Origin of the sequence: Nitratiruptor sp. YY08-26 (assembly GCF_016593215.1) — a bacterium.
Lineage (GTDB): Bacteria > Campylobacterota > Campylobacteria > Campylobacterales > Nitratiruptoraceae > Nitratiruptor > Nitratiruptor tergarcus.
In genome coordinates this window covers 823,260-844,401 of the sequence record NZ_AP023063.1, presented here as the reverse complement: position 1 = coordinate 844,401, position 21,142 = coordinate 823,260, and the positions used below count along the sequence as shown (strand labels likewise).

At 36.7% G+C, this 21,142-nt stretch carries 23 protein-coding genes and 1 tRNA gene; 4 read left to right on the top strand and 20 right to left on the bottom strand.

All coding sequences use genetic code 11. From position 1 onward, the window contains the following. Nucleotides 1-81: 81 nt before the first annotated feature. The 5 genes from JG738_RS04630 to JG738_RS04610 all read right to left on the bottom strand — a co-directional run bounded on the left by JG738_RS04630 (nt 82) and on the right by JG738_RS04610 (nt 2,921). Nucleotides 82-1,440: an ATP-binding protein gene (locus JG738_RS04630; RefSeq protein ID WP_201338585.1), complete on the bottom strand. Its 1,359-nt coding sequence runs from the start codon at nt 1,438-1,440 to the stop codon at nt 82-84. A gap of 91 nt (nt 1,441-1,531) precedes the next feature. Next, on the bottom strand, nt 1,532-1,939 hold the full coding sequence (locus tag JG738_RS04625) for a HEPN domain-containing protein (protein WP_201338584.1): 408 nt from the start codon (nt 1,937-1,939) through the stop codon (nt 1,532-1,534). After that, a complete protein-coding gene (locus JG738_RS04620) occupies nt 1,936-2,271 on the bottom strand; it encodes a nucleotidyltransferase domain-containing protein (RefSeq protein ID WP_201338583.1) in 336 nt (111 codons plus the stop codon). The genes JG738_RS04625 and JG738_RS04620 overlap by 4 nt, the downstream gene beginning before the upstream one ends. A 144-nt stretch (nt 2,272-2,415) precedes the next feature. Further along, complete coding sequence (locus JG738_RS04615; protein ID WP_201338582.1) at nt 2,416-2,676, bottom strand: type II toxin-antitoxin system RelE/ParE family toxin; 261 nt, start codon at nt 2,674-2,676, stop codon at nt 2,416-2,418. Next, nucleotides 2,664-2,921, bottom strand: a complete 258-nt coding sequence (locus tag JG738_RS04610) for a hypothetical protein (RefSeq protein WP_201338581.1) — start codon at nt 2,919-2,921, stop codon at nt 2,664-2,666. The genes JG738_RS04615 and JG738_RS04610 overlap by 13 nt, the downstream gene beginning before the upstream one ends. A gap of 461 nt (nt 2,922-3,382) precedes the next feature. On the opposite strand from JG738_RS04610, the gene JG738_RS04605 reads away from it, so the two are divergent. The 3 genes from JG738_RS04605 (at nt 3,383) to JG738_RS04595 (ending at nt 6,188) form a co-directional block, all read left to right on the top strand. After that, nucleotides 3,383-3,673 carry a hypothetical protein gene (locus tag JG738_RS04605; protein WP_201338580.1) on the top strand — a complete coding sequence of 97 codons (291 nt, stop codon included), beginning with the start codon at nt 3,383-3,385 and terminating at the stop codon, nt 3,671-3,673. A gap of 176 nt (nt 3,674-3,849) precedes the next feature. After that, a complete protein-coding gene (locus JG738_RS04600; protein ID WP_201338579.1) occupies nt 3,850-4,992 on the top strand; it encodes a glycosyltransferase family 1 protein in 1,143 nt (380 codons plus the stop codon). Continuing rightward, nucleotides 4,989-6,188 (top strand): flippase, encoded by a 1,200-nt coding sequence (locus JG738_RS04595; RefSeq protein ID WP_201338578.1) that lies wholly within the window; start codon nt 4,989-4,991, stop codon nt 6,186-6,188. The genes JG738_RS04600 and JG738_RS04595 overlap by 4 nt, the downstream gene beginning before the upstream one ends. Here JG738_RS04595 and JG738_RS04590 read toward each other — a convergent pair. Genes JG738_RS04590 through JG738_RS04580 form a run of 3 tightly spaced genes read right to left on the bottom strand, consistent with a single transcriptional unit; the run spans nt 6,148 to nt 8,605 of the window. After that, nucleotides 6,148-6,609, bottom strand: coding sequence for a hypothetical protein (locus JG738_RS04590; protein WP_236583223.1), 462 nt, complete (start codon nt 6,607-6,609; stop codon nt 6,148-6,150). The two genes, JG738_RS04595 and JG738_RS04590, sit on opposite strands and share 41 nt — an antisense overlap. Continuing rightward, the gene (locus tag JG738_RS04585; RefSeq protein ID WP_201338577.1) at nt 6,588-7,127 is read right to left on the bottom strand and encodes a DUF882 domain-containing protein; all 540 of its coding nucleotides are present in this window, start codon (nt 7,125-7,127) and stop codon (nt 6,588-6,590) included. The genes JG738_RS04590 and JG738_RS04585 overlap by 22 nt, the downstream gene beginning before the upstream one ends. 2 nt (nt 7,128-7,129) lie before the next feature. Further along, entirely contained in the window at nt 7,130-8,605 is a 1,476-nt protein-coding gene (locus JG738_RS04580; RefSeq protein ID WP_201338576.1) for a murein L,D-transpeptidase, read from the bottom strand. A 62-nt stretch (nt 8,606-8,667) separates the two neighbouring features. On the opposite strand from JG738_RS04580, the gene JG738_RS04575 reads away from it, so the two are divergent. Next, nucleotides 8,668-8,742 (top strand) — tRNA-Glu (locus tag JG738_RS04575). Here JG738_RS04575 and JG738_RS04570 read toward each other — a convergent pair. The 12 genes from JG738_RS04570 to leuD all read right to left on the bottom strand — a co-directional run bounded on the left by JG738_RS04570 (nt 8,743) and on the right by leuD (nt 21,077). Further along, nucleotides 8,743-9,153: a hypothetical protein gene (locus JG738_RS04570; RefSeq protein ID WP_084275702.1), complete on the bottom strand. Its 411-nt coding sequence runs from the start codon at nt 9,151-9,153 to the stop codon at nt 8,743-8,745. Between the two features lie 20 nt (nt 9,154-9,173). Further along, on the bottom strand, nt 9,174-10,913 hold the full coding sequence (locus JG738_RS04565; RefSeq protein WP_201338575.1) for an ABC transporter ATP-binding protein: 1,740 nt from the start codon (nt 10,911-10,913) through the stop codon (nt 9,174-9,176). Beyond that, nucleotides 10,906-12,000 (bottom strand): multiheme c-type cytochrome, encoded by a 1,095-nt coding sequence (locus tag JG738_RS04560; RefSeq protein WP_201338574.1) that lies wholly within the window; start codon nt 11,998-12,000, stop codon nt 10,906-10,908. Before JG738_RS04560 ends, JG738_RS04565 begins: the two co-directional genes overlap by 8 nt. Beyond that, entirely contained in the window at nt 11,997-12,905 is a 909-nt protein-coding gene (locus tag JG738_RS04555) for a histone deacetylase (RefSeq protein WP_201338573.1), read from the bottom strand. The genes JG738_RS04560 and JG738_RS04555 overlap by 4 nt, the downstream gene beginning before the upstream one ends. 1 nt (nt 12,906) lies before the next feature. Next, nucleotides 12,907-13,836, bottom strand: a complete 930-nt coding sequence (gene hemH / locus JG738_RS04550; RefSeq protein WP_201338572.1) for a ferrochelatase — start codon at nt 13,834-13,836, stop codon at nt 12,907-12,909. Then, nucleotides 13,833-14,858, bottom strand: a complete 1,026-nt coding sequence (locus JG738_RS04545) for an FAD-binding oxidoreductase (protein WP_201338571.1) — start codon at nt 14,856-14,858, stop codon at nt 13,833-13,835. Before JG738_RS04545 ends, hemH begins: the two co-directional genes overlap by 4 nt. Beyond that, the gene (gene glyS / locus JG738_RS04540; protein ID WP_201338570.1) at nt 14,855-16,885 is read right to left on the bottom strand and encodes a glycine--tRNA ligase subunit beta; all 2,031 of its coding nucleotides are present in this window, start codon (nt 16,883-16,885) and stop codon (nt 14,855-14,857) included. The genes JG738_RS04545 and glyS overlap by 4 nt, the downstream gene beginning before the upstream one ends. A 171-nt stretch (nt 16,886-17,056) precedes the next feature. Continuing rightward, on the bottom strand, nt 17,057-17,515 hold the full coding sequence (locus JG738_RS04535) for a tRNA (cytidine(34)-2'-O)-methyltransferase (protein ID WP_201338569.1): 459 nt from the start codon (nt 17,513-17,515) through the stop codon (nt 17,057-17,059). Further along, a complete protein-coding gene (purU, locus tag JG738_RS04530) occupies nt 17,515-18,351 on the bottom strand; it encodes a formyltetrahydrofolate deformylase (RefSeq protein ID WP_201338568.1) in 837 nt (278 codons plus the stop codon). Before purU ends, JG738_RS04535 begins: the two co-directional genes overlap by 1 nt. Further along, complete coding sequence (locus JG738_RS04525) at nt 18,351-19,523, bottom strand: CCA tRNA nucleotidyltransferase (protein WP_201338567.1); 1,173 nt, start codon at nt 19,521-19,523, stop codon at nt 18,351-18,353. Before JG738_RS04525 ends, purU begins: the two co-directional genes overlap by 1 nt. Next, nucleotides 19,507-20,577, bottom strand: a complete 1,071-nt coding sequence (gene leuB / locus JG738_RS04520) for a 3-isopropylmalate dehydrogenase (RefSeq protein WP_201338566.1) — start codon at nt 20,575-20,577, stop codon at nt 19,507-19,509. Before leuB ends, JG738_RS04525 begins: the two co-directional genes overlap by 17 nt. Then, nucleotides 20,574-21,077: a 3-isopropylmalate dehydratase small subunit gene (gene leuD / locus JG738_RS04515; protein WP_201338565.1), complete on the bottom strand. Its 504-nt coding sequence runs from the start codon at nt 21,075-21,077 to the stop codon at nt 20,574-20,576. Before leuD ends, leuB begins: the two co-directional genes overlap by 4 nt. Nucleotides 21,078-21,142: the final 65 nt, after the last annotated feature.

The following is a 21,142-nucleotide window of genomic DNA, read 5'->3' as shown; positions in this document are numbered from 1 at the left end:
AATGTGTGTGACGGAATCGGAGAAACTTTAAAATGACAGAGAAATTTTATAGTATTTATTGCATTTTTAAAAAATTATATTTCAAAAACGAATAAAATCAAGAATTTCCACAAGAAATAATCTTTCCGGATTATTTCGTGCAAAATCAATCAGCTCTTGAGTAAAGCCGCTTTTGGAGAAGAGAATATATTTTTTTTGAGGATATTCTATCAATGCTGATTTATGTACCAGCTTTTGGTATACATCCATACAGACTTTTCTCTTTTGCCATTTGCATTCACCAAAGAGATAGTAATCATCCCCTATTCCAACAAGATCAATCTCTTCATTTTTACTCCACCATCTGCCACATCTTATCAATGAAAAATGCTCTTTAACAAAATCTATCGCCAACTCTTCGTATGTTTTGGATACAAACTGGTCGAAACTCTCTTTGATTTTTTTTATAACATACTCTTTGTTTCCCATCTCCAAATAGGATTTAAAGGGAAATACAAATGCAAACCAAAACCGCAAAAATTGATCTTTAATAAAATAGAGTCCTTTTTTGCTTTTTTGTGGATTTGTCTCGGTAATTGGAACCTCTTTGACTATTATTTCAAGATCTATCAGTTTTTGCAAAGAAGTCGTGAAATTGTGTACGGGCTTTTGCAATCTTTTTGCTATATTCCCAATTTTATGCTCTCCAGCGGCAATCACTTCCAAAATAGAAAAATATGTCGTAGGTTCATTAATCTCATCTTGCAGGAGAAAATAGGGTTCATTATACAAAAAGGCATTGCGATCGAGTATATTGGATTCAATCGCGGCAAATATATCTCCAAAATCCACGAAAATCTCCAAATACTTCGGTATGCCACCAAGGATGCTGTAAATTTCTATGAGTTCTCGCTTTGTCTTTTTTGGAAAAAATTTGTCGATATAGATAAACTGCAAGGGAGAGAGTTTAATATTGGAAGTTCTTCGACCATACAGGGGTGACGAATATGCCAAAGTTTCCCTATACATCAATGATATAATAGAACCACAAAGAATAAGAAAAATATTACTTGATTTAAGATAATTGTCACAAATAGTTTGGAAAATTGATGCAATCGCCGGATTTACTTTTGCAAGATATTGAAACTCATCTATCACGATTGTAACTTTTTGGTTTTTTTGAACAATATAGAGAAAAAGCTCTTCAAAACTACCAATTGTAACTTTTCGCAAAAATTCGTCTGCAAAATAGTCTGCTACTATATTTTTGAATTTTTCAAGCAGCAAATGCTCATTTTCGAGTGTTGCCAAGAAGTAAATACCTTTTTTTTTGGAAAGAAACTTCTGGATAAGCGCTGTTTTTCCAACTCTACGGCGTCCATAAATGATGCAAAAGCGAAAATTTTTATGGTTATACTCTTTTTCCAAAATCTTTAATTCTTTTTCTCTATCTACAAACATATTAAACTTTCGTTTTTGAAATATTATATTTTAAAAACGAATATAAGTAAAGTGCAGGGATTTATCGGTCATCTTGAGTGAAGCGAGAGATCTATAACAACTCATTTTTCTCAATCCCAATAATTCGGATAGCTTGCTCAAATATATCATTTGCAAATTTATAAAACTCTTTTGCATCTTCGAGTGTTGGTTTACCATAAGGTAAAAGTCCCATATCCCCAGGATATCTTGAATCTATATAGAGTTGATTTAAAGTATCAAGTAAATCATCATCTGCAAAAATATCGTTAGAAACAGCTTCTTTTAATTTTATCAAGTCATGTTGTTTGGGTACTCTTATATTTTTGTATTCCATTAAAGCTTTGAAGGATTTTTCTATAGATTGTTGCGCGTGAAATGCAATCATGTGTGTTAAATCTGGTGAATCTATGATTTTTGAAATAACTTTAAGATCGTCATAGGAAGCTTTAATCCATTCATAATAGAGTGGCTGTTTCACAAGCGTATTCCTCGTCGAATCTCATATTTATAAAAACTACTATTTTGTTTCACAAATTCTTCATACATTTTTTTGGTATGTACTATGATATCCATAGGAATATCCTTTCTCAAATCTCTCAATAATCGAGCTATTTTTAAATAGAGTTCATTCTTTTCTTTGAAATTTCTGGGTATATACTCATCCTTCGTCACAATATAGAGATCGATATCACTCTCTTCGTTTGGTTCACCATAGGCATAGGAACCAAAGAGGATAATTTTATCTGGATCGAGTGGTTTGAGTCGCTCAACAATCTCATTTTTGAGTTTTTCAATATCTATTTTGCTCATATTTCGCTCTGGTGGTTTTTTATTATTGTAGCATATTGAATAGATCCTTCGGCTAAAGCCTCAGGATGACAGGGAGTGAGTCATCCTAAACGAATGTGAAGATCTCATCATCTTGAACGATGCGAAAGATCAAAAACTTTATAATTACTTATAAATATCACCTCTACTTCCAGCTTTGATAACTTCTATAATAAGCTCTTCTTTTAGCACTCTAAATATTATTCTATATTTACCAATGCGTAATCTATAAACATTTTGAAAACTTTTTAACTCTCTAATATCAAATCTATCAAAATCTGTTTCATGCTTCAATTCATCAAATATTGAAATAATTTTTTGAACTATTTCCTTCTTCTGCTTTTGCAAAAATTTTATGACCTGTTTGCTATATTTTATTTTATACATAACAATTTTTTGACTTCATTCTCATCATAATATTCCTGCTTCTGTATGAGAGCTTTTATATCTTCTTTTGTAGGGATGATAAACTCTTTATCTCCTTCTACCACTACAATGTCACCTAAATCATCGATGTATGTAAACGATTTTTTCTTCTTTTTTGCGAGTTTTTTGAGAAAAATAATAACATCATTAAAAAGTTCTGGATCCACTTCAAAAATTTTTGCATTATTATTGGTCACCATAATCATAAAGTATCCTTTTTTATTAATTATATCATCATAAAAGAATCAAAATATATATTTTATCAATTCACTTTCACCAATATCTAAAATTTGGTAAATATTTTGCAAAAGTTCCTCTGTAAAACTTTTTCTTTTTTGGAAAAGTTTGGAAAAAATCTGTAAAAATAAATCATTCTACCCTACTTTATGATTTTCTTGTAAATATTGATCTTTTATATTTCCCATTCTATGTCTATTTTGCTCATATTTATTTCTTGTGGGTTTTTTGATATTGTAGCATATTGTGGTTCCTTCGGCTAAGGCCTCAGGATGACAGGAATCTTTACAATATTGTATAAATTCAAATAAAATAAAAAATGCAAAGGATTTTTATGCACTATGTACTTCCTCGTGATCTTTTTGATGAACTTGTCAAGCAAATTAGGAAAAGATAGTGCAGAGAAATTTGCTAAGCAATAGAGTCTTTTTTGGATATTATACAGCAAGAATCTCTCAAAGAGATTGAAAACAAAAAGGAAAACATCATAGCTACATTGTATAATGAATTAAGAAACGAACTTGCAACAAAAGAGTTTGTTAGAGCAGAGATCAATGAAGTCAGAGCAGAAATTAATGAAGTAAAAGTAGAGATCAACGAACTTAGAGCAGAAATACGTCAAAATGCACTTTTTTTAAAAATATTGATCGGCATAAGTATATTTGCTTTGACTATTTTTAATCCTAACTTTGTAGCTTTGATAGAGAAAATTTTTAAATGAAGTTAGGTTAAACCCTTCACCGTTGGCTCAGGATGACGAATAGATGTTATATTGAGTGAAACGAAACATCTTCGTTAATCTGTAAATTAGATTCTTTCACTACGCTTCAGAATGATGTAAAGCCAAAAATCAATCGCTATGATACAATTTCAAAAACTAAATAAAGTAAAAAATTCATGAAACACCCCAAGATTCTTATCGATACAACACCTTTGCTTAAAGATCTAAGTGGTGTGGGCTATGTCACATACCAGTATGCAAAAGAGTTGCAAAAGATATATCCCAATACGCTCTACTACTATGCATGGTTTTATAGCAAAGAGCTTCGCCAAAGAGCGCTGGGAAATTATGAAAAAGCGGTAAATCTAGCCAAAAAGTATCTCCCCCGTCCCTATATACTCACGCATAGTGCCAAAACAGCAATTTTTAATTATACACTTCTCAAAGAAAAACCAGATGTATTCATCCAGCCAAACTATATATCTTTTCCTACATTTTTTGATATTCCAACTATTACTTTCATTCATGATCTCTCTCATATCCGCTACAAAGAGTATCATCCAAAAGAGCGTGTGGAGTATTTTGAAAAATATTTGCCAAAAAGTATCGAAAAAAGTACTAAAATCGTCACTATATCAGAGTTTACAAAACATGAACTTATAGATCTTAGTCTTTGTGATAAAGAGAAAATAGAAGTCATCTATAATGGAGTTGATCCCAAATTCCGCCCTACATCGTATAATGAATTCATCTCTATAACAAAAAGGTATAATCTACAATATCAAAACTACTTCCTCTTTGTTGGGACTCTTGAGCCTCGCAAAAATCTTAAAAATCTTCTTGCTGCTTATTTGCAATATCTAAAAACCACTAATCACCCCACTCCTTTGGTACTAGCTGGTGGAGTTGGATGGCGTAGTGAGCATTTTGATGATTTGCTGCAAAAAGCTTTAAATAGTGGGTATGTTAAAAGACTTGGGTATGTAAGTGAAGAGGATCTCATTGCGCTCTATGGTGGAGCAAAAGCTTTTGTTTTTCCATCTTTTTATGAGGGATTTGGTCTGCCTCCTCTTGAAGCGATGGCGTGTGGTACTCCAGTTATTGCCTCAAACAGCTCTTCAATCCCAGAAGTAGTAGGTGATGCTGGCATTCTCATAGATCCTTATGACGTGCAGCAAATATGTAAGGCCTTACAACGCATAGATGAAGATGAAAAATTGCGCAAGAGTTTAGCTACAAAAGGGCTAAAAAGAGCAAAAGCCTTTAGCTGGCAAAAAGCAACGCAAAATCTAGCAAAACTCATAGAAAAAAACATATGAAAAGAACACTCTCTTCTCTTTTTATTGCTGAAGCCTTGTCAAGGGCTCTTAGCTTTTTTATCATCATCTATGTTTCAAGAGTACTTGGAGCTACAGAACTAGGATATTGGTCTTATGCACTTGCAATCAATGCTTTTTTGATCATCGCTACCAATCTAGGACTTGATGTCTATGCAATGGTAGAAGCCACGAAAGATCTTAGAAAAAGATCTTCACTCTATATCAACACTATCACCATAAAAGCGCTGCTTGCCTTTGGAGCTTTAGGAGTCTTGTGGAGCTTGCATAGCTATATGGAGCTAAAAGTTTTGCTACTTATCACTATGCTTTTGTGTGCAGATTTGCTATCTGCCATCACACCAGTATGGTACTACCAAGCTGCTGAAAAGTTTAGAACCATTTCTCATATTAAAATCACACAAGCTGTGAGCTATTTTTTCTTGGTTCTTCTTTTGCTATGGTGGTTTGAAAATATCGTCACGTTGGCAGTAGCTTACATAGGCGCGAATTTGCTCAGTGCAGTTATTTTTGGGAAAAATATTTTTAAAGAACTTAGCTTTTCTTCTATCAAGCCTCATCATTGGCGCAAAATCATCAAAGTCTCCATCTATCTAGGAGGCGCACTCTTTCTCAATCAGATCTATACTAATACAGACAAAATCATGATAGCCCATATGCTTGGCATCAAGTACAATGGTTACTATGAAGCTGGATACAAACTCTATGCACTTGTACCGGTAATCTTTAGCACTGTATGGACAGTCTATGCACCAAAAGTGACAAAGAGTATAGATGCAATGAGATCATATAAATGGAGTATTGTGATTCTCTCTTTTTTCATTGCTGCAGTCTTTTATTTTGGCAAAGATTTCATTATCACGCTTCTTTATTCAGAAAAATTCGCCCCTACCATATCTTTGATGCCTCTTTTTGCTTTAAGCATAATAGTACTTGCCTGGAGCTATGTTTATACCTCTCTCCTCACAATTTTAGAAAAAAGTAAAGAGTGGTTTTGGATAGCATTTGCTTCAGCTACTTTGAATATTTTGCTCAACTTTTTCTTAATTCCGTATTTTAGACTTCAAGGGGCACTCTATGCTACGATAATAGCAGAGAGTGTGGCCGCAATTGGAGGATATTATGTGTATAAAAAGGTTAAAGAAGCGTCCTCAACTCCATCGCATACCACAAGATAATGAGATTGAGCACAAAAATAGCCATACTGCTAGCACGAGAGAGGAGTTTTTGCAAAGGCGTGCGCTCAAGACCATTTGTTTTAAAAGCAATATACATATGGATAATCGTTGCAATGGTGATAAGAACTACTAAAAAGAGCTTTTTTTGTAAGATTGGAGCAATGAGATTTTCTCCATGTATCACATTTTCAAGCCCCATATGAAAAAACATCCAAAGTCCAGTTATGATTAAAATTGTAAGCCATACGCTCTCTACATAGCCATAGATTGGCCCCACATAAAAATAGACCTTTTTTTGCGCATCTTTGTCACGCAAAAATATGCCAAGAGCAAAGAGAAAAACACTCCCTCCAATCCATACTGTAGCTGCTAGAAGATGGATATAAAGAACAAGATTCATCATCGTTTTGGATATCTCCAATAGCGAGGATTTGCAGTATCTATATGTAAGAAATTGGATCTTGGATAGTAGCCTATCCCTCCCCTTTTCAATGAAAGTGCTGCATAGCGGAGCATAGATAGACTCACATCAGGTATACGGATATCTACCGCCATACCTTTTGTGTGGTAGCTTTTTTTGGCAACTCCTCTATGATGCCTACGCAACAAAGTGTTTGTAGCAGGAGATCTATAGCCAGAAATAACTAAAATCTCTTTATTCGACTCAACTAAAGAGTGAAGATCATAGAGATAATCAAAAAGTTTCACATCTATTTTATGTATTTCATTGTTACGGTAATCGCGTAAGATATATTCAAGATTTGCTATTTCGTCATAGATATATTTCCCATTTGCCCAGTAAATGGCTCTATATTTCTCACCTGTATGGATGTTGTAAAGTGTAAAGCTCTTTTCATTGAGTGATGCAAAAGATCGAGAAGGAACAATAATAGAAGCGGTAAAAAGTAAACTTTTTTTGATAAAGTCTCTTCTTTGCATAGCTATTCCTTTCTTTTATTGACTGCTATTGTATCTAATTTTTGTAGTTCTTCTATAGAGAGCATCTTTTTATCAATGCCATAGATATCGTCAAAAAAACTGACAAGTCCCACTTCATCCATATATACCGTCAAATAGAGCAAATATACAGGGATATTAGGACGGATGTAGATCTTTTTCGTCTCATTATCAGCCAAAAGTGCTTGAACATCCTCCAAAGATATATACGTTTGACACGTTTCTTGTAATAAAACATCAAAAAGCTCTAATGGCTTTTGTACTCTCACACATCCAGAACTCAATGCCCTATAGTCATAATCAAAAAGCCATCTCTCATTTGTATCATGCAAATAGACATCAAATCTATTAGGAAACATCAACTTAACACGTCCTAAGAAGTTTTGATCTCCTGGTAGCTGTAAAAATGTAAAAGGCAAATTTGTTTCATTATACTCGCTCCAATTAACATCCTCATACGCTATTAAATTTTTGCCATAGTAATCTTGAGATGCAAGGATCCCCTCTTTGTAAAGCTCTTCAAATTCCCCTTTTCTTATATGAGGCAAAATATCCTCTTTGATAATAGTCTTTGGTGCTCTCCAGTAGGGATTGAGAATGGCATAAGAGATGACATTACGCATCTGAGGTGTTGGTCTGCTTTTTCTCCCTACAATAACTTTGGAGTAAAAGATGGGCTCCCCATCTTTAAAAACTTGAAGAAAAAATCCTGGTATATCCACAAACACAAAAAAATTGTCATTTTTTACAAACCATCTTACTCGCTCAATATTGATAAGAATCTCTTTAAGTCTCATATCTACTGATTCATTCATAGCTGTAACGGTCATTGGGCCTATAATGCCATCTATTTTAAGAGAGTGACGACGCTGAAACTCTTTGACTGCATTTTCCAAAGAGCTATCAAAAAGCTTTGAGCCATTGCACTCTTCTATGTATCCCTCTATCTTGAGACGTTTACAAATCTGGGGAACGACATCATACTCTTGCCCTTTGTTAAGATAAAAAACATCTTGCACTACTATAGGTTCCCATCCACCCTCTTGCTTAATTTTTTTATATTTTGCAAAAGCCTTATAGAGGCGGTGCAAAATGGGATTATCGATAACTTTCGTATCGCTTTTATTGGTAGATAAAAAGTTTTCTTCCAAAAACTCTTTTGGATCATAGCAGCCATTGCTTTTAAAATAATTATATAACTGTACTGTTTTTTCTACTTCATCCATCAAAAGCTCTTTGAGTTTTGGATCGAAAGTATACTCATATCCAACAAGAAGATTTTCCAATCTTTGCAGATCTATTCTCTCTTTACATAAAAGAGTCTCATCTTTTTTTATTTTTTTGATAAATTCATGGATCCAAAAAAAGGAGCTACTATTTTCATCTCCTATCAAAGCTCTTGTTTCAATATTGGCAAAAAGTGACAAACAAAACAGCAAGAGAAAAATGACTTTACTCATCCACTTCCTAATTTTAATTTAAGTTTTTATTGATTATAATTTCATCCGTCACTTAAATGCCTGGCCCCATCGTCTAGCGGTTAGGACACCGCCCTTTCACGGCGGTGACGGGGGTTCGAGTCCCCCTGGGGTCGCCACTAACTTCCGCTATTCTCTTTATCTTCAAGCTCGTCAATATAATCAGCCAGTGGATCATTTGGATCTTTGACAGGTTTATCGAGAGTTTTATCTACATATTTTGCATCTTCATCGCGTGGATCACTACTTGCATCTTTGAACTGATGAACATCTACATGGTTGTGTCTGCGAATCTCTTCAAGGATCTCCTCTTGGATAGTAGCCTCTTCATCATCTATTGCACAGATTTTTGTAGCCTTCTCTTCATCAAGAAGTTTTTGCTCAAGCTCTAACTCTTTTTTGACAATATCTTCATTCTTAATAAACTTATGGAGTGTTTTTAACACTTCAAGTTGTGCTTCATTACTAAGTTTGGCGAAGTTTTCAGCTACATACTCTTTGAGTTCAGCCATATTTTTTGGGATTTGCATTGTAATGCTCCTTTGTTTTTTTATAGTATACAAAAATTTCTCTTATATTCTTCAAATCTGCTTTTCTTTACTATCTCTCCATCTTTTAAAAAGAGTAAAATATCAGCCTCTTCTATGGTACTTGGACGATGTGCTATGAGAATAGTAGTGCGTTTACGCAAGAAATCCTTCAAAGCACAAAAGAGAAGCTTCTCTGTCTCCATATCAATAGCTGATGTTGACTCATCCAAAATAACTACTTTTGGATCTTGCAAAATCATTCTAGCTATTGCAATGCGCTGCTTTTCTCCACCACTTAGCCTAGCTCCACCTTTTCCCACAACTGTATCAAGCCCTTGAGGAAGCGCTTCAATCACTTTATAGATTTGTGCCATCTGCAACGCCTCTTTGATTTTATCTTCTGGATACTCTTTTCCTAGAGTGAGATTAAATAGCACAGTATCATTAAAAAGTATCGGCGTTTGCAAGACAAGTGCTACATGTTGGCGAATAGTTTTGAGGCCAATCTCTTGCATACTCACACCATTATAGAAAATATCCCCTTTTGTTGGCACATAGAGTCCAACAAGTAAGCGACTAAGAGTAGTTTTGCCACTACCACTTGCACCTACAAGAGCTGTTATCTTTCCAGCAGCAATTGTAGCAGTAATATCTTTGAGCACCGGTTTTTTCTCTCCATAGCTAAACCAGACATGCTCTAAAGTGATTGAAACGTTCTCTGACACAGCAAACGGATCTTTCAGCGCCGGAAACTCTGGCTCTTTTTGCAGTGTAAAAAGCTCATTAATACGTTTTAGTGCCATATCGGCACTTCTTTTGGCATACTGAATATTGATAATATCTTGAATTGGCGTCATCATCACCCACAAATAGCCAAATATCGCCATCATTAGTCCGATACTGAGATCGCTATAGGCAACAGTAATAATTCCAGCAGCCCTAAAAAGCTCAAAACCTGAAAGAAATACCAAAAAGCTTAGTCTCACTCCAGCATCATTTTTGTAGCTAAATGCAATGGAGCGATTTTTGAGATCTTTAATAAGCTGCATGAGGCGTCCAAAAAAGTACTCCTCTTTATTTGCTGCTCTAATTTGCTCAAATAGCTCTAATGTTTCTACTAAACTATTTTGAAAGATCTCAATTGCTCTATTTTCCTCTTTTTTGAGTTTTGAAACTTTTTTAGCCAACCTGCTTGAAAAAAGAACCACAAAAGGATTGAGAATAAGAATAAATAAAGCTAGCTGCCAATGGATAAGAAGCAAGACAATACTCACACCCACTAGTGTCAAAACCGATACAAGTAGTTTACTTATACTGCTACTTAAGAAAAGATCTATAGTATTTATATCACTCACAAGTCTTGAAGCAACTTTCCCGCTTCCTAGCATCTCATATTCGCTCATTGAGACTTTTTTTAGATGCGTTAAAACATCTTGACGGATTTGTGCAGTGATGTTTTTTGAGATTGTGTGAAAAATCTTACTTTGCAAAATTCCTAAGCTAATATAAATTCCACGCAAAAGTAGTGTCATTGCTAGGACAATAAGTGTGTAAAAAAAAGGCGAACCGTTACCAAAGAGTTCTTGAATAAAAGCTAAAAGTTTTCCAGGTTTGTGCAACAGCACCTCATCTACAAGAAGTGGCATTAAAAGAGGTGCTGGAACACTCGCAAGTACTGCTAAGAGTGCTAAAATTTGTGCTGTAATAAAAAGTTTTTTATGTGCTAGAACACTTTTAAAAATCTTTTTCCAACTATACATGCAACTCTTTTTTCTTAAAGACTATAAATTTTGTGGGGAGTCCAAACTTTTTAGCCATTTTTGGATTAACTTTATAAAAGCCAAATATTATCTCTATGGTATCTCCTTTTTTAGGATGCATATCAAAAGTTACTACTCTTTTTTCACCCGCTTTTAGTATCGTATCTTTTACCACTTGCGTAGCTATCCAAGGAGGAGTTGGTTTACCATCTTTTCCAATAACTCGTACAAATGTAACCTCTTGCTCTTTTAAAAGTTTGTCTCCTCGCTTATGTTTTACGATAAGTTTTGCCACACGCAATGGATGGAGTAAAAACGCATGCGGCGCGTCGTTGATGAGGCGAATTTGAAGAGGATCTTTTTTAAATAATTCTATGTGGAGATATTGTGCTAAAAATTCTGGCTTTACACTTACTCCTGCAAATCCATGAAAAGCGTGTGTTGGCGTTTCAACGCGATCGCTAAGACTCCCCTCAATTTGTGGCATGTGACAAGTAATGCAGTTTTGCTTGAGAGTATTGTTACTCTCAGTTCGACATACAACAAATCCCGACTCATTTTGTTTATGAGAGTGACATCCCATGCAAGTTTCACCATTTTTATGGATGGGGTTTGTATTGATGATTTTATGGTATTCACTTCTTATTTTTGGATGGCGAGTTCCATAGTAAGCCCCTTTTTTTGGCAGTATCACGTTTTTATTTGCTTTGGCATGCTTTTCAATAGATTTGATTCTATGACAATAGGCACAAGAAATCGCCTGCTCATAACCAAACTTTTTTGGATCCATTGAAGTAATTTTTTTATCTTTGAGTGTAGGCGTATGACATTTGGCACATACATACTCTTTTGCTTTACTTGCTTTTGCGTGTAATTCAAAGACTTTTTTATGTACAGGATCACGATAGATAGTAGAGTTATAATGGGAAGATGTTTTATACTCTTCATAGATATCCAGATGGCAGCGAATACATTGATGCGTTTTGGCATAGTCTCCTTTAATCTCCATTGAGTGCTTCGTAGCACTTCCTGCAAAGATATTAGCATAAGCCCATACGGCAAAACCTAAAAAAATTAAATTTCTCATAGCTCATCCTTTGTAAGTTCTTCTAACGTAATAGTTATACTTGTAGCTAAAGAATCAAGGTTATAACCACCCTCTAATAAAAATGCTACTGGCTTATCACCTGCAAACCGCAAAATCTTTTGCACTATTGCACGCAGACCTTCAAAGGTAATTTGTGCAGTAGATATCGCCTCATCCTTCATCAAATCATACCCAGCACTTACAAGCACTATATCAAAATCAAACCATTTTGGAAGATCTTCATAAAGCTTCAAAAGCTCTTCATCACTGCAATAATCCCCATAAGGCCTATTGATATTAAATCCCTCGCCTCTTCCCTCTCCTCTTTCCTCTTCACTTCCAGTAAAATAGGGGTAGTTGTTACGCTCATGCGTGCTAAAGTAGCATACGGTATCATCGCGATAGAAGATATCTTGCGTTCCGTTTCCATGATGCACATCAAAATCAATAATCATCACCTTTTTAAATTCCTTGCTTTGCGCATACCTCGCCATAAATGCAACATTGTTAAAGATGCAAAACCCCTGCCCCGTTTTTCTTTCAGCATGGTGGCCAGGGGGACGAAGATTGAGAAATGCTCTATTGATTTCACCACTTGTAAAAGCATCGATAATAGGCATAGTTGATCCTGCTGCATAGCTTGCAACTTCAAAACTTCTTGGAGTTAAAAGCGTATCTTCATTTAAAATAAAACGGTACCCTTCTTCATAGGCTCTCTCCACCCACTCCACATAGTGCGCTTCATGAATCGTTTTGAGATCCTCTTTGCTGGCTTTTTTTATAGGAAAATGTTTCAAAGGAAAATTACGCGCTACTTCATCAATTACTTCTACGCGTGCTGGCCGCTCGATATGCTCATCACTCCCATGTTCAGTAAATATAGGATCGTAGACGTAGCCTACCATCTCACATCCTTTTATAAATATCTACTAAAGCCTCTACAAAGAGATCGCTATCATTGACACACTTGGCAACTCTATACTCTTTGATGCCACGCTCTTTTGCTATCTCTTTATATTCTATATGAAGTTCAAACTCTGTTTCGCTATTATCAAGAATAAATGATATTGGATAGATAAGCACTTTTTTGCCACTGAGCTCTTTAAGCTTTTCTTCAAGACTGGGCTCGAGCCATTTAACTGGTCCTAACTTTGATTGAAATGCAAGATGATAGCCAGCAAATCTGTTTTTAAGCATATTTTTTAAAATCTCTGTATGCTCTGTTACTTCATAGAGATAGGGATCTCCTTTTGCAATAATTTTTTGTGGAAGTGAGTGGGCACTAAAGATAAGCTCAAATTCACTAGTGCTCTCTCCAGCTAGGGCTTCCTCTATTCTTTGGATAATAGCTTCATTAAAGAGCCTATTTTCATAAAAGTTTGCAATATCGTGAAATCTTGCATGGTATCCAAGCCCTTTGGCGGTATTGTAAAAATCTTCGAGACTCGATTTGGTAGTAGTTGTAGAGTAGTGTGGATAGAGAGGAATGAGATAGACCTCTTTTATTCCATGGGCTACAAGCTCTTTTATAGCATCTTTTGCAAAAGGAGGTGTATAGCGCATCGCTTTTGTTATATAGACATCTGGAATGTGAGTGCGGAGTTTGCCAATGAGCTTATCTGTGTAGAAATTAAGAGGACTAGCTCCCCCTAACTTTTCATAATTGCTTCTTGCCTCTTTCTTTCGCCCCTGCGTTATCATAAAGGCAATAAATTTTCGTAAAAGTCTATTTTTGATAGGAAGAATGTTTTCGTCATTAAACATATTACGTAAAAATAGTTCAACCTCTTCAAGATTGTTCGGCCCTCCCATATTGAGCAGTACTATTGCATTCATACTCTGCCTTTTTTAAGATATCTTATGAAATAGCGATCAAGACTTAGCTCTTTTGGAATGGTTTTGTTTTTGAGCAGATGCTCTGCAAATATTTTAGCTACATATGGCCCAAAGACAAACCCTCTCCCTCCCAATCCATTTATTATATAAATATTTTTCCTAGGGAGTGAATCGAGATCGAGTTTTTTAAAATTGGTTATGCGAGGTACATTTTTTGTATCAATAAGCTCTCCAATAATGGGAAAGTGATCGCTGACACTGCTACGTACTCCACAATACATCTGCGCTATCTCATAGCTAAATGTTCCTACCATTTTACGCGCCTCTTCAAAAAGCATGGATGGTGGTTGTGATGTGGCTCCTTCACGGTTGTGTGTAGCTCCGATGCTCACAATGCCATTAATATTTGTTGAAATTGATATGCGCTTATGGATGCAGTATGGAAGACTCAGTGTAGTTTTCACATCAAACCTCACACCACCAAGCTTACCTATTTTTATATAGGGCTCGTCTATCAGCTCATCATAAGAGCCCGTAGCTAAAATCACCTTTTTTGTTCTTACGCCACCTACATCAAAATAGTCGCTTCTTTGCTCAATGGATGCATACTTTTTATAGAGAGGTATTTTGTAAGCTAGAGATTGTAGATGCTCTTTTGCTTTGAGAATGCCAGCTTCAGGAAAGAAAAACCCCCCCTCCTTACAAGAAAATGGTATATCAAGGAATTTTTCAAGTCCAGTAAAATCTTGATTATCTTTTGGAAGTCTTAGCAGACCTGTTTGATAAAAAAAGGGAGAGTTTTTGTAAAAATCTACTGCAAATTTGAAAGCTTCGTTTGTGGTACGCTGTAAATCACTCCCCTTGCCTATACGCGGAGAGATAAAAGCTCCAGCAGCCCCGCTTCCACCCGCTCCTATTTCGCTTTGCTCAATGAGAGCTACTTTTGCACCACCTTCAAGTAAAAAGTGGGCGGTATGTACTCCAGCACTCCCACCCCCAATCACTACAAAATCGTATATCACACTGAAATCTCTTTGATATCTGCAATTTTTCTAAACTCTTTATAGATTGAAGCTATAAGATTTTTTCTATTTGTACGCAGCTTTTCATCCTCAGCATTAACTAAAACATTATCAAAAAAAAGATCGATTTTGTGTTTGAGATCAAAAAGTGCTGTGAGTCTTGTCTCAATATCTGGATAATCGGCACTTGCTCGCTTTTTAAACTCTTCATAGAGATCCTTTTCATACTCGCTCGTAAAGAGGCTCTCATCTACACGAAGATCTTGCTCTACATTTATATCTTTGACAATATTTGCAACACGCTTGAATGTAGTAAAAATCTCTTTAAAATCGCTGCTTTGGACAATATTTGCAAGAGCTTTAATGCGTTTGTCGATTTCTAGCAAGTCTCTTTCTTGTGTAGCAATAACTGCACTCACCACTGATGGATTGACATCATAAAACTGATAGAGACGCTCTAAGAAAAACTCTACAAGTTTTTTAGTATCAAACTCTTTATACTCACTCGCTAATTCTGTAAAAACCTTTTCTAAATCAAAATGCAGATTGTATGCCAAAACAATGCGTATAACTCCTAGCGCTGCTCTGCGCAAACCAAAAGGATCTCGTGAACCCGTTGGGATCTTTCCAACGCTAAAGAGTGCCATAAGAGTGTCAAGCTTTTTTGATAAGGCTACAAGTGCACTAAAGAGACTACTTGGTAGTTCACTCTCTTCACCTTGGGGCAAATACTGCTCTTTGATTGCAAGAGCAACCTGTTCATCTTCACCTTGCGCAAGAGCGTAGTAGTAGCCCATAATTCCTTGGAGCTCTGTAAACTCATAAACCATTTCAGTAAGTAAATCTGCATAGCTAAGCATCACTGCTCGCTCTAAAAGCGCTTTTGTTTGGCCTGGCTCTTGGAAGATATTTTCATACTGCGTATAGAGAGCTTGAACGATTTTAAGCTCACGCAGAGTTTTATCAAACAGCGTTCCCAAGCCATTCATAAAAACTACGTCTTTAAGCCCCTCAAAATCGAGCCCTTTTTTAAGATCATTCTCCCAAAAAAAGAGCGCATCGGAGAGTCTAGCTTTAAGTACTCGCTCATTTCCCTTTACTACTACATCGAAATCTTGCGTATAGGCATTGCTTACAACAACGAAAAGATTTTGAAGCTTGCCATCTTTGTAGACTGGAAAATAGCGCTGATGCTCTTTCATGCTCGTTACAATTACCTCTGGAGGCAATTGCAAAAACTTCTCATCAAAACCACCCTCTAGTGCAGTTGGGAATTCGGTTATTGTGACAACTTCAGCTAAAAGATCTTCATCCTTATCAATTGCGATACCGCTTTTTTGAATATTTGCAAACTCATTTTCAATCTTTTCATACCTCGCATCGGGAGAGAGGATGACTCCTCCTTCTTTGAGCACTGCAAAATACTCTTTTGGATTTTCTATTGTAACAGGTTCAAGAGAGACACTGCGGTGCACATAGGTAAAATTGCTAGCAGTGATGCCAAAAAGTTCTGCTTCGATAAACTCGCTTCCTAAATTGATAACTGCCCAGCGTACAGGGCGGATAAATTCTGCCTTCACATCTCCCCACCGCATCTTTTTGCCAAAATCAAGACTTGCAAGCCACTGCAGCACCATTTGGAGGAGTATCTCTTTTGCTTGGCGTCCTGGAATCTCTTTTTTATAGTATAAAACCTCTTTATTCCCTCTTTTGATAGTAGAGAGATCTTTCACATCTACGCCACACTTTTTTGCAAAACCGATAGCTGCTTTTGTCGGTTCTCCATCTTTAAAAGCGATTTCAAGAGGTGCACCAAAAAACTCCTCATACGTAGTAGGCTGCTCTATCGGAAATTCACGATGCCACAATACCAACCTTCTTGGTGTGTAGTAAAAAGAAAAGCCACTTTTTAAACCAAACTCTTCTAAAACTTTTTCCCATTTTTTCTCAATATTTGGCAGCTCTTTCAAAAAAGGTATTGCAGGAAGCTCCTCAACACCTATTTCAATCAACAACGTTGTTTGCATCAACACCCTTCTTTCCAAATAGATTTTATACAATTGTACCTATAATTGGCTTTTTAAACACTTATTTATCTTCCCCGCGTTTATGATGCTCTTTTTGGCGATGATACCCCACAATAAGCCATATCATAAAGAGTACAAAAAGTGTCAAGACAATAAAATCTACTATCTCCTTCATCCAAACTCCTCAAAGTTTTGCCGTATCGCTTCGTAGAGCACTACACCAACACTCACAGCCAAGTTGAGACTACGCCCCTCTTTAGTCATCGGAATAGTTATGGCATTTTGCCAATTACGCTGCATGAAACCCATTGGAAGCCCTTTTGTCTCGCTTCCAAAAAGCAGATAATCGCCCGGTTTAAATTGTGCCTCAAAATATGGTTTTGAAGCTTTTGTGGTAGCAAAGTAGCATCGCTGCAAAGGGGTTTTTTCTAAAAAAGCATCCAGACTCTCCCAAACTGTGAGGTCAAGTTTATGCCAATAGTCAAGCCCTGCTCTTTTAAGCGATTTTTCACTTATATCAAATCCAAGAGGCTTTATCAAATGGAGTCTTGCACCAGTATTGACACAAAGTCTTCCAATATTACCAGTATTTGGAGGGATCTGGGGATGCACCAAAACCACATTAAACATCAAAATATCACCGTTTTATTTGCATAGACAAATATTCTATCTTCGATCGCTAAATTCAAAGCCCTTGCAAGCACCACCTTTTCCACATCACGGCCAGCTTTGCGCATCTGCTGCCATGAAAAGGAGTGATCCACTGGAATTACATCTTGTGCGATGATTGGCCCCTCATCAAGATTATTATTAACAAAGTGTGCTGTAGCACCAATGATTTTCACGCCTCTATCATAAGCCTGTTTATAAGGATTTGCTCCTATAAAGGCTGGCAAAAAGGAGTGGTGTATATTGATGATTTTATTTTCATATTTTTGCACAAAGTTTGGCGTGAGGATGCGCATATATTTGGCCAGTACAATATAGTCAATATGCTCAAATATCTCTAAAAGTGCTAAGATTTTCTCTTCATGCTCACTTCTTCCAAGATCAGTGTGTGGAATGTGAAAGTAGTCAATCCCAAACTTCTCCACCAATGGACGCAAAATATCATAATTGGATATAACAGCAACAATCTCAGCTGCCAACTCACCATCAAAATGGCGTATAAGAATATCTCCTAAGACATGGCTCTCTTTTGTAGCCATGATAACGATCTTCTTTTTTTGCGGTACTATGACTTTGATATTTGCATCTTTTGGCAAAACCTCTTGGAGTTTTTTTTGTAGCTCCTCTTTTTCTAACTTTCCCTTTACCACACTGCGCATAAAAAATTTATTGTTTTCACTATCTACAAATTCATCATTTTTCTCAATATTAAACTCATTTTCAAAAAAGACTTTGGAGATCTTATAGACAAGCCCTTTCTCATCCTGACAGTCAATAAGCACTCTATATGTTTTCATCAAAACCTCTCTCTAATGATTTGTAGTGTTCTACGGCGTAGCTCTTGGCCCAACTCTTTGCCACTATAGCCTTGTGCTAAAAGTGCAGCAGGTTTGATTGGTGCGAACTTCTCTTTCCAAAAACCAAACTGCTTTGCACGTATTTTAACATCTTCTTTATAGTTTCCAAGGTAGTTTTGCAAAGGATAATTGGTTGCAAGGCCTGCAAGAAATCTATTGGTACGTACTCTTGGCAGATATTTTTGTCTTTTAAAGGCTCTATAGTACTCATTGGGCGTATGTAAAATATCTAAAAATTGCTGAAACGACCTGTGCTGATTTTTTGTGAAAATGTATAAAAAGTAAAATTTATAGAGATGCTCTTCAAAGTTTTTTTGCGATTTTACTAATTCACGCGCAGTAGTAAAGAAAAAGACTCTATCAAGCTTCACGCCAAAAATCTTTTGACAAATGCAAAGGTACAAAAGATAATAGAGCCCATAGTGAAGCCATTTAGCTAAAAACATCTTCTCAAACTCCCAAAAGATACGCTCTTGACTTAGATCTCCTAGATCCATCTCTCGCATAATCTGGCAACTTTTTTGCTCTATTTTATACCCAAATCTTGCACTAAACTGCATCGCCCGTAGCACCCGCAAGCTATCCTCTTTAAACTTCTCTTCATCAATGATAGCGATGCATTTAGCCATAATATCCTCTATCCCACCCCAAAAATCAAGCAGTTTTCCATCAAAGATGTTGAGCATCAATGCATTCATACGAAAGTCTCTGCGCATTGAGGCCTCTTTTTCATCTTTTGCAAGCTGCACTGCAAAACCTCTGTGTCCTTTTGCTACTTTGCTTTCTATGCGCGGAAGTGAGATATCAATATGCTGCTTATATTTGTAGACAAAAAAGCTCTTACCAACTCCTTTGGCACCAAGCTTTTGCATGAGTTTTGCAAACTCATCTTCATCTATACCATACACTTCGAGATCGAGATCAACAATAGCATTATTTTGATGGAAAATTTGGTTACGTAAGAGATCTCTTACACTCCCTCCTACCATGTAAACACGTCTTGTATAAGGAGCAAAGAAGTTTTTGAGATAGAGAAGCTCTTCTTGAAGATTTACTGGAAGCAGAGCGAGAAGCTCGGGATAGTATCCCCCATGTCTATATTTCGCTTGCATACTGGGCGATGAGACTTCCCATCTCGCTCGTTGTTACCACCTCTTTTGCATCAAAACTGCTGAGATCTTTTGTGCGGTATCCCTCTTTGAGCACTCGCTTGATAGCATCTTCTATTCTTTTTGCAGCACTCTCTTCGCCAAACTGATAGCGTAGCATCATCGCTGCACTAGCAATTGTTGCTATAGGATTGGCGATTCCTTGTCCTGCAATATCTGGTGCGCTTCCATGAATTGGCTCGTACAAACCATATTTTTCGCCGATGCTCGCACTTGGCAGCAAACCAATTGAGCCACTAAGCATACTTGCTTCATCGCTAAGAATATCCCCAAAAATATTGCCAGTGAGAATCACATCAAACTGCTTTGGATCGCGTACAAGCTGCATAGCTGCATTATCTACATACATGTGCTCTACACTTACTCCAGGATACTCTTTTGCTACTTCATTGACAGTATCTCGCCATAGTTGGCTCACTTCCAAAACGTTTGCTTTATCCACTGAAACGAGCTTTTTATTGCGTTTCATAGCAATTTCAAAACCAACTTTTGCTATACGGCGCACCTCTTGTTTTGTATAGACCATTGTATTATAGGCTCTATCACCCTCATACGCTCTTGGCTGACCAAAATAGATCCCACCAATAAGCTCTCGCACCACCATGAGATCTGTACCCTGAATTACTTCAGGTTTGAGAGTTGAAGCATTAACAAGCTCATCATAGACTGTTACTGGACGAAGATTTGCAAACACTTCAAGAGCTTTGCGTAATTTTAAAAGACCCGTTTCAGGACGTTTATCCCGTGGCAAATCATCCCACTGCGGTCCGCCAATCGCACCAAAAAGCACGGCATCTGCACTTTTTGCAATCTCTATTGTCTCCTCAGGAATAGGCTCTCCCGTTACATCAATAGCAGCACCACCTAGGAGCGCTTCTTTGTAAGTTATTTCAAAACCCTCTTTGACACTTACTGCATCGAGCACCTTGACAGCTTCATCAATAATCTCAGGCCCGATACCATCACCTTTTATGAGGGCTACTGTATAGCGTTTCATCTATTCTCCTCCAAAATTTTCGCTTTGGCATAATTCATAAGTCCACCGCACGAAAGAAGCTCTTGCATAAATGGAGGAATAGGGGTAAAGGTATATTCATTGTGCTTATTGAGATCTTTTATAACGCCCTTTTCCATATCTATAGATATTAGATCACCTTCATTTATTTTATCTGTCTCTTTAAGCTCAAAAATAGGTAATCCCATATTAAATGCGTTGCGATAGAAAATGCGTGCGAAACTTTTAGCCACCACTGCTGCAACACCTGCTGCTTTGAGTGCAATAGGAGCATGCTCGCGGCTACTCCCACATCCAAAATTCTCCCCTGCTACTATAATATCACCAGGCTGCAGTTTTTTTACAAATTCGGGATCCGCATCTTCCATCACATGTTTTGCAAGCTCATGGGGATCTGAGGTATTAAGATAGCGTGCAGCGATAATGAGATCTGTATCTATATTATCCCCAAATTTCCATACTTTCCCGGTGATTACGTTCATCAAATCTCCTCTAAATTTTTGGTGATTTTAGCAAAAAAGCAACCAAAAGGCAAAAAGTTAGATAA

Coding starts and splice junctions, on each gene's coding strand:
- JG738_RS04555 (WP_201338573.1), bottom strand. CDS start 12,905: ATGGTAGGCTACGTCTACGATCCTATATTTACTGAACATGGGAGTGAT.
- JG738_RS04570 (WP_084275702.1), bottom strand. CDS start 9,153: ATGCAAATCCCAAAAAATATGGCTGAACTCAAAGAGTATGTAGCTGAA.
- purU (WP_201338568.1), bottom strand. CDS start 18,351: ATGAAAACATATAGAGTGCTTATTGACTGTCAGGATGAGAAAGGGCTT.
- JG738_RS04580 (WP_201338576.1), bottom strand. CDS start 8,605: ATGAGTAAAGTCATTTTTCTCTTGCTGTTTTGTTTGTCACTTTTTGCC.
- hemH (WP_201338572.1), bottom strand. CDS start 13,836: ATGAATGCAATAGTACTGCTCAATATGGGAGGGCCGAACAATCTTGAA.
- JG738_RS04585 (WP_201338577.1), bottom strand. CDS start 7,127: ATGCAAAGAAGAGACTTTATCAAAAAAAGTTTACTTTTTACCGCTTCT.
- JG738_RS04525 (WP_201338567.1), bottom strand. CDS start 19,523: ATGCAAGCGAAATATAGACATGGGGGATACTATCCCGAGCTTCTCGCT.
- leuB (WP_201338566.1), bottom strand. CDS start 20,577: ATGAAACGCTATACAGTAGCCCTCATAAAAGGTGATGGTATCGGGCCT.
- JG738_RS04560 (WP_201338574.1), bottom strand. CDS start 12,000: ATGAGAAATTTAATTTTTTTAGGTTTTGCCGTATGGGCTTATGCTAAT.
- JG738_RS04600 (WP_201338579.1), top strand. CDS start 3,850: ATGAAACACCCCAAGATTCTTATCGATACAACACCTTTGCTTAAAGAT.
- leuD (WP_201338565.1), bottom strand. CDS start 21,077: ATGAACGTAATCACCGGGAAAGTATGGAAATTTGGGGATAATATAGAT.
- JG738_RS04565 (WP_201338575.1), bottom strand. CDS start 10,913: ATGTATAGTTGGAAAAAGATTTTTAAAAGTGTTCTAGCACATAAAAAA.
- JG738_RS04615 (WP_201338582.1), bottom strand. CDS start 2,676: ATGTATAAAATAAAATATAGCAAACAGGTCATAAAATTTTTGCAAAAG.
- JG738_RS04620 (WP_201338583.1), bottom strand. CDS start 2,271: ATGAGCAAAATAGATATTGAAAAACTCAAAAATGAGATTGTTGAGCGA.
- glyS (WP_201338570.1), bottom strand. CDS start 16,885: ATGCAAACAACGTTGTTGATTGAAATAGGTGTTGAGGAGCTTCCTGCA.
- JG738_RS04630 (WP_201338585.1), bottom strand. CDS start 1,440: ATGTTTGTAGATAGAGAAAAAGAATTAAAGATTTTGGAAAAAGAGTAT.
- JG738_RS04595 (WP_201338578.1), top strand. CDS start 4,989: ATGAAAAGAACACTCTCTTCTCTTTTTATTGCTGAAGCCTTGTCAAGG.
- JG738_RS04535 (WP_201338569.1), bottom strand. CDS start 17,515: ATGTTTAATGTGGTTTTGGTGCATCCCCAGATCCCTCCAAATACTGGT.
- JG738_RS04610 (WP_201338581.1), bottom strand. CDS start 2,921: ATGATTATGGTGACCAATAATAATGCAAAAATTTTTGAAGTGGATCCA.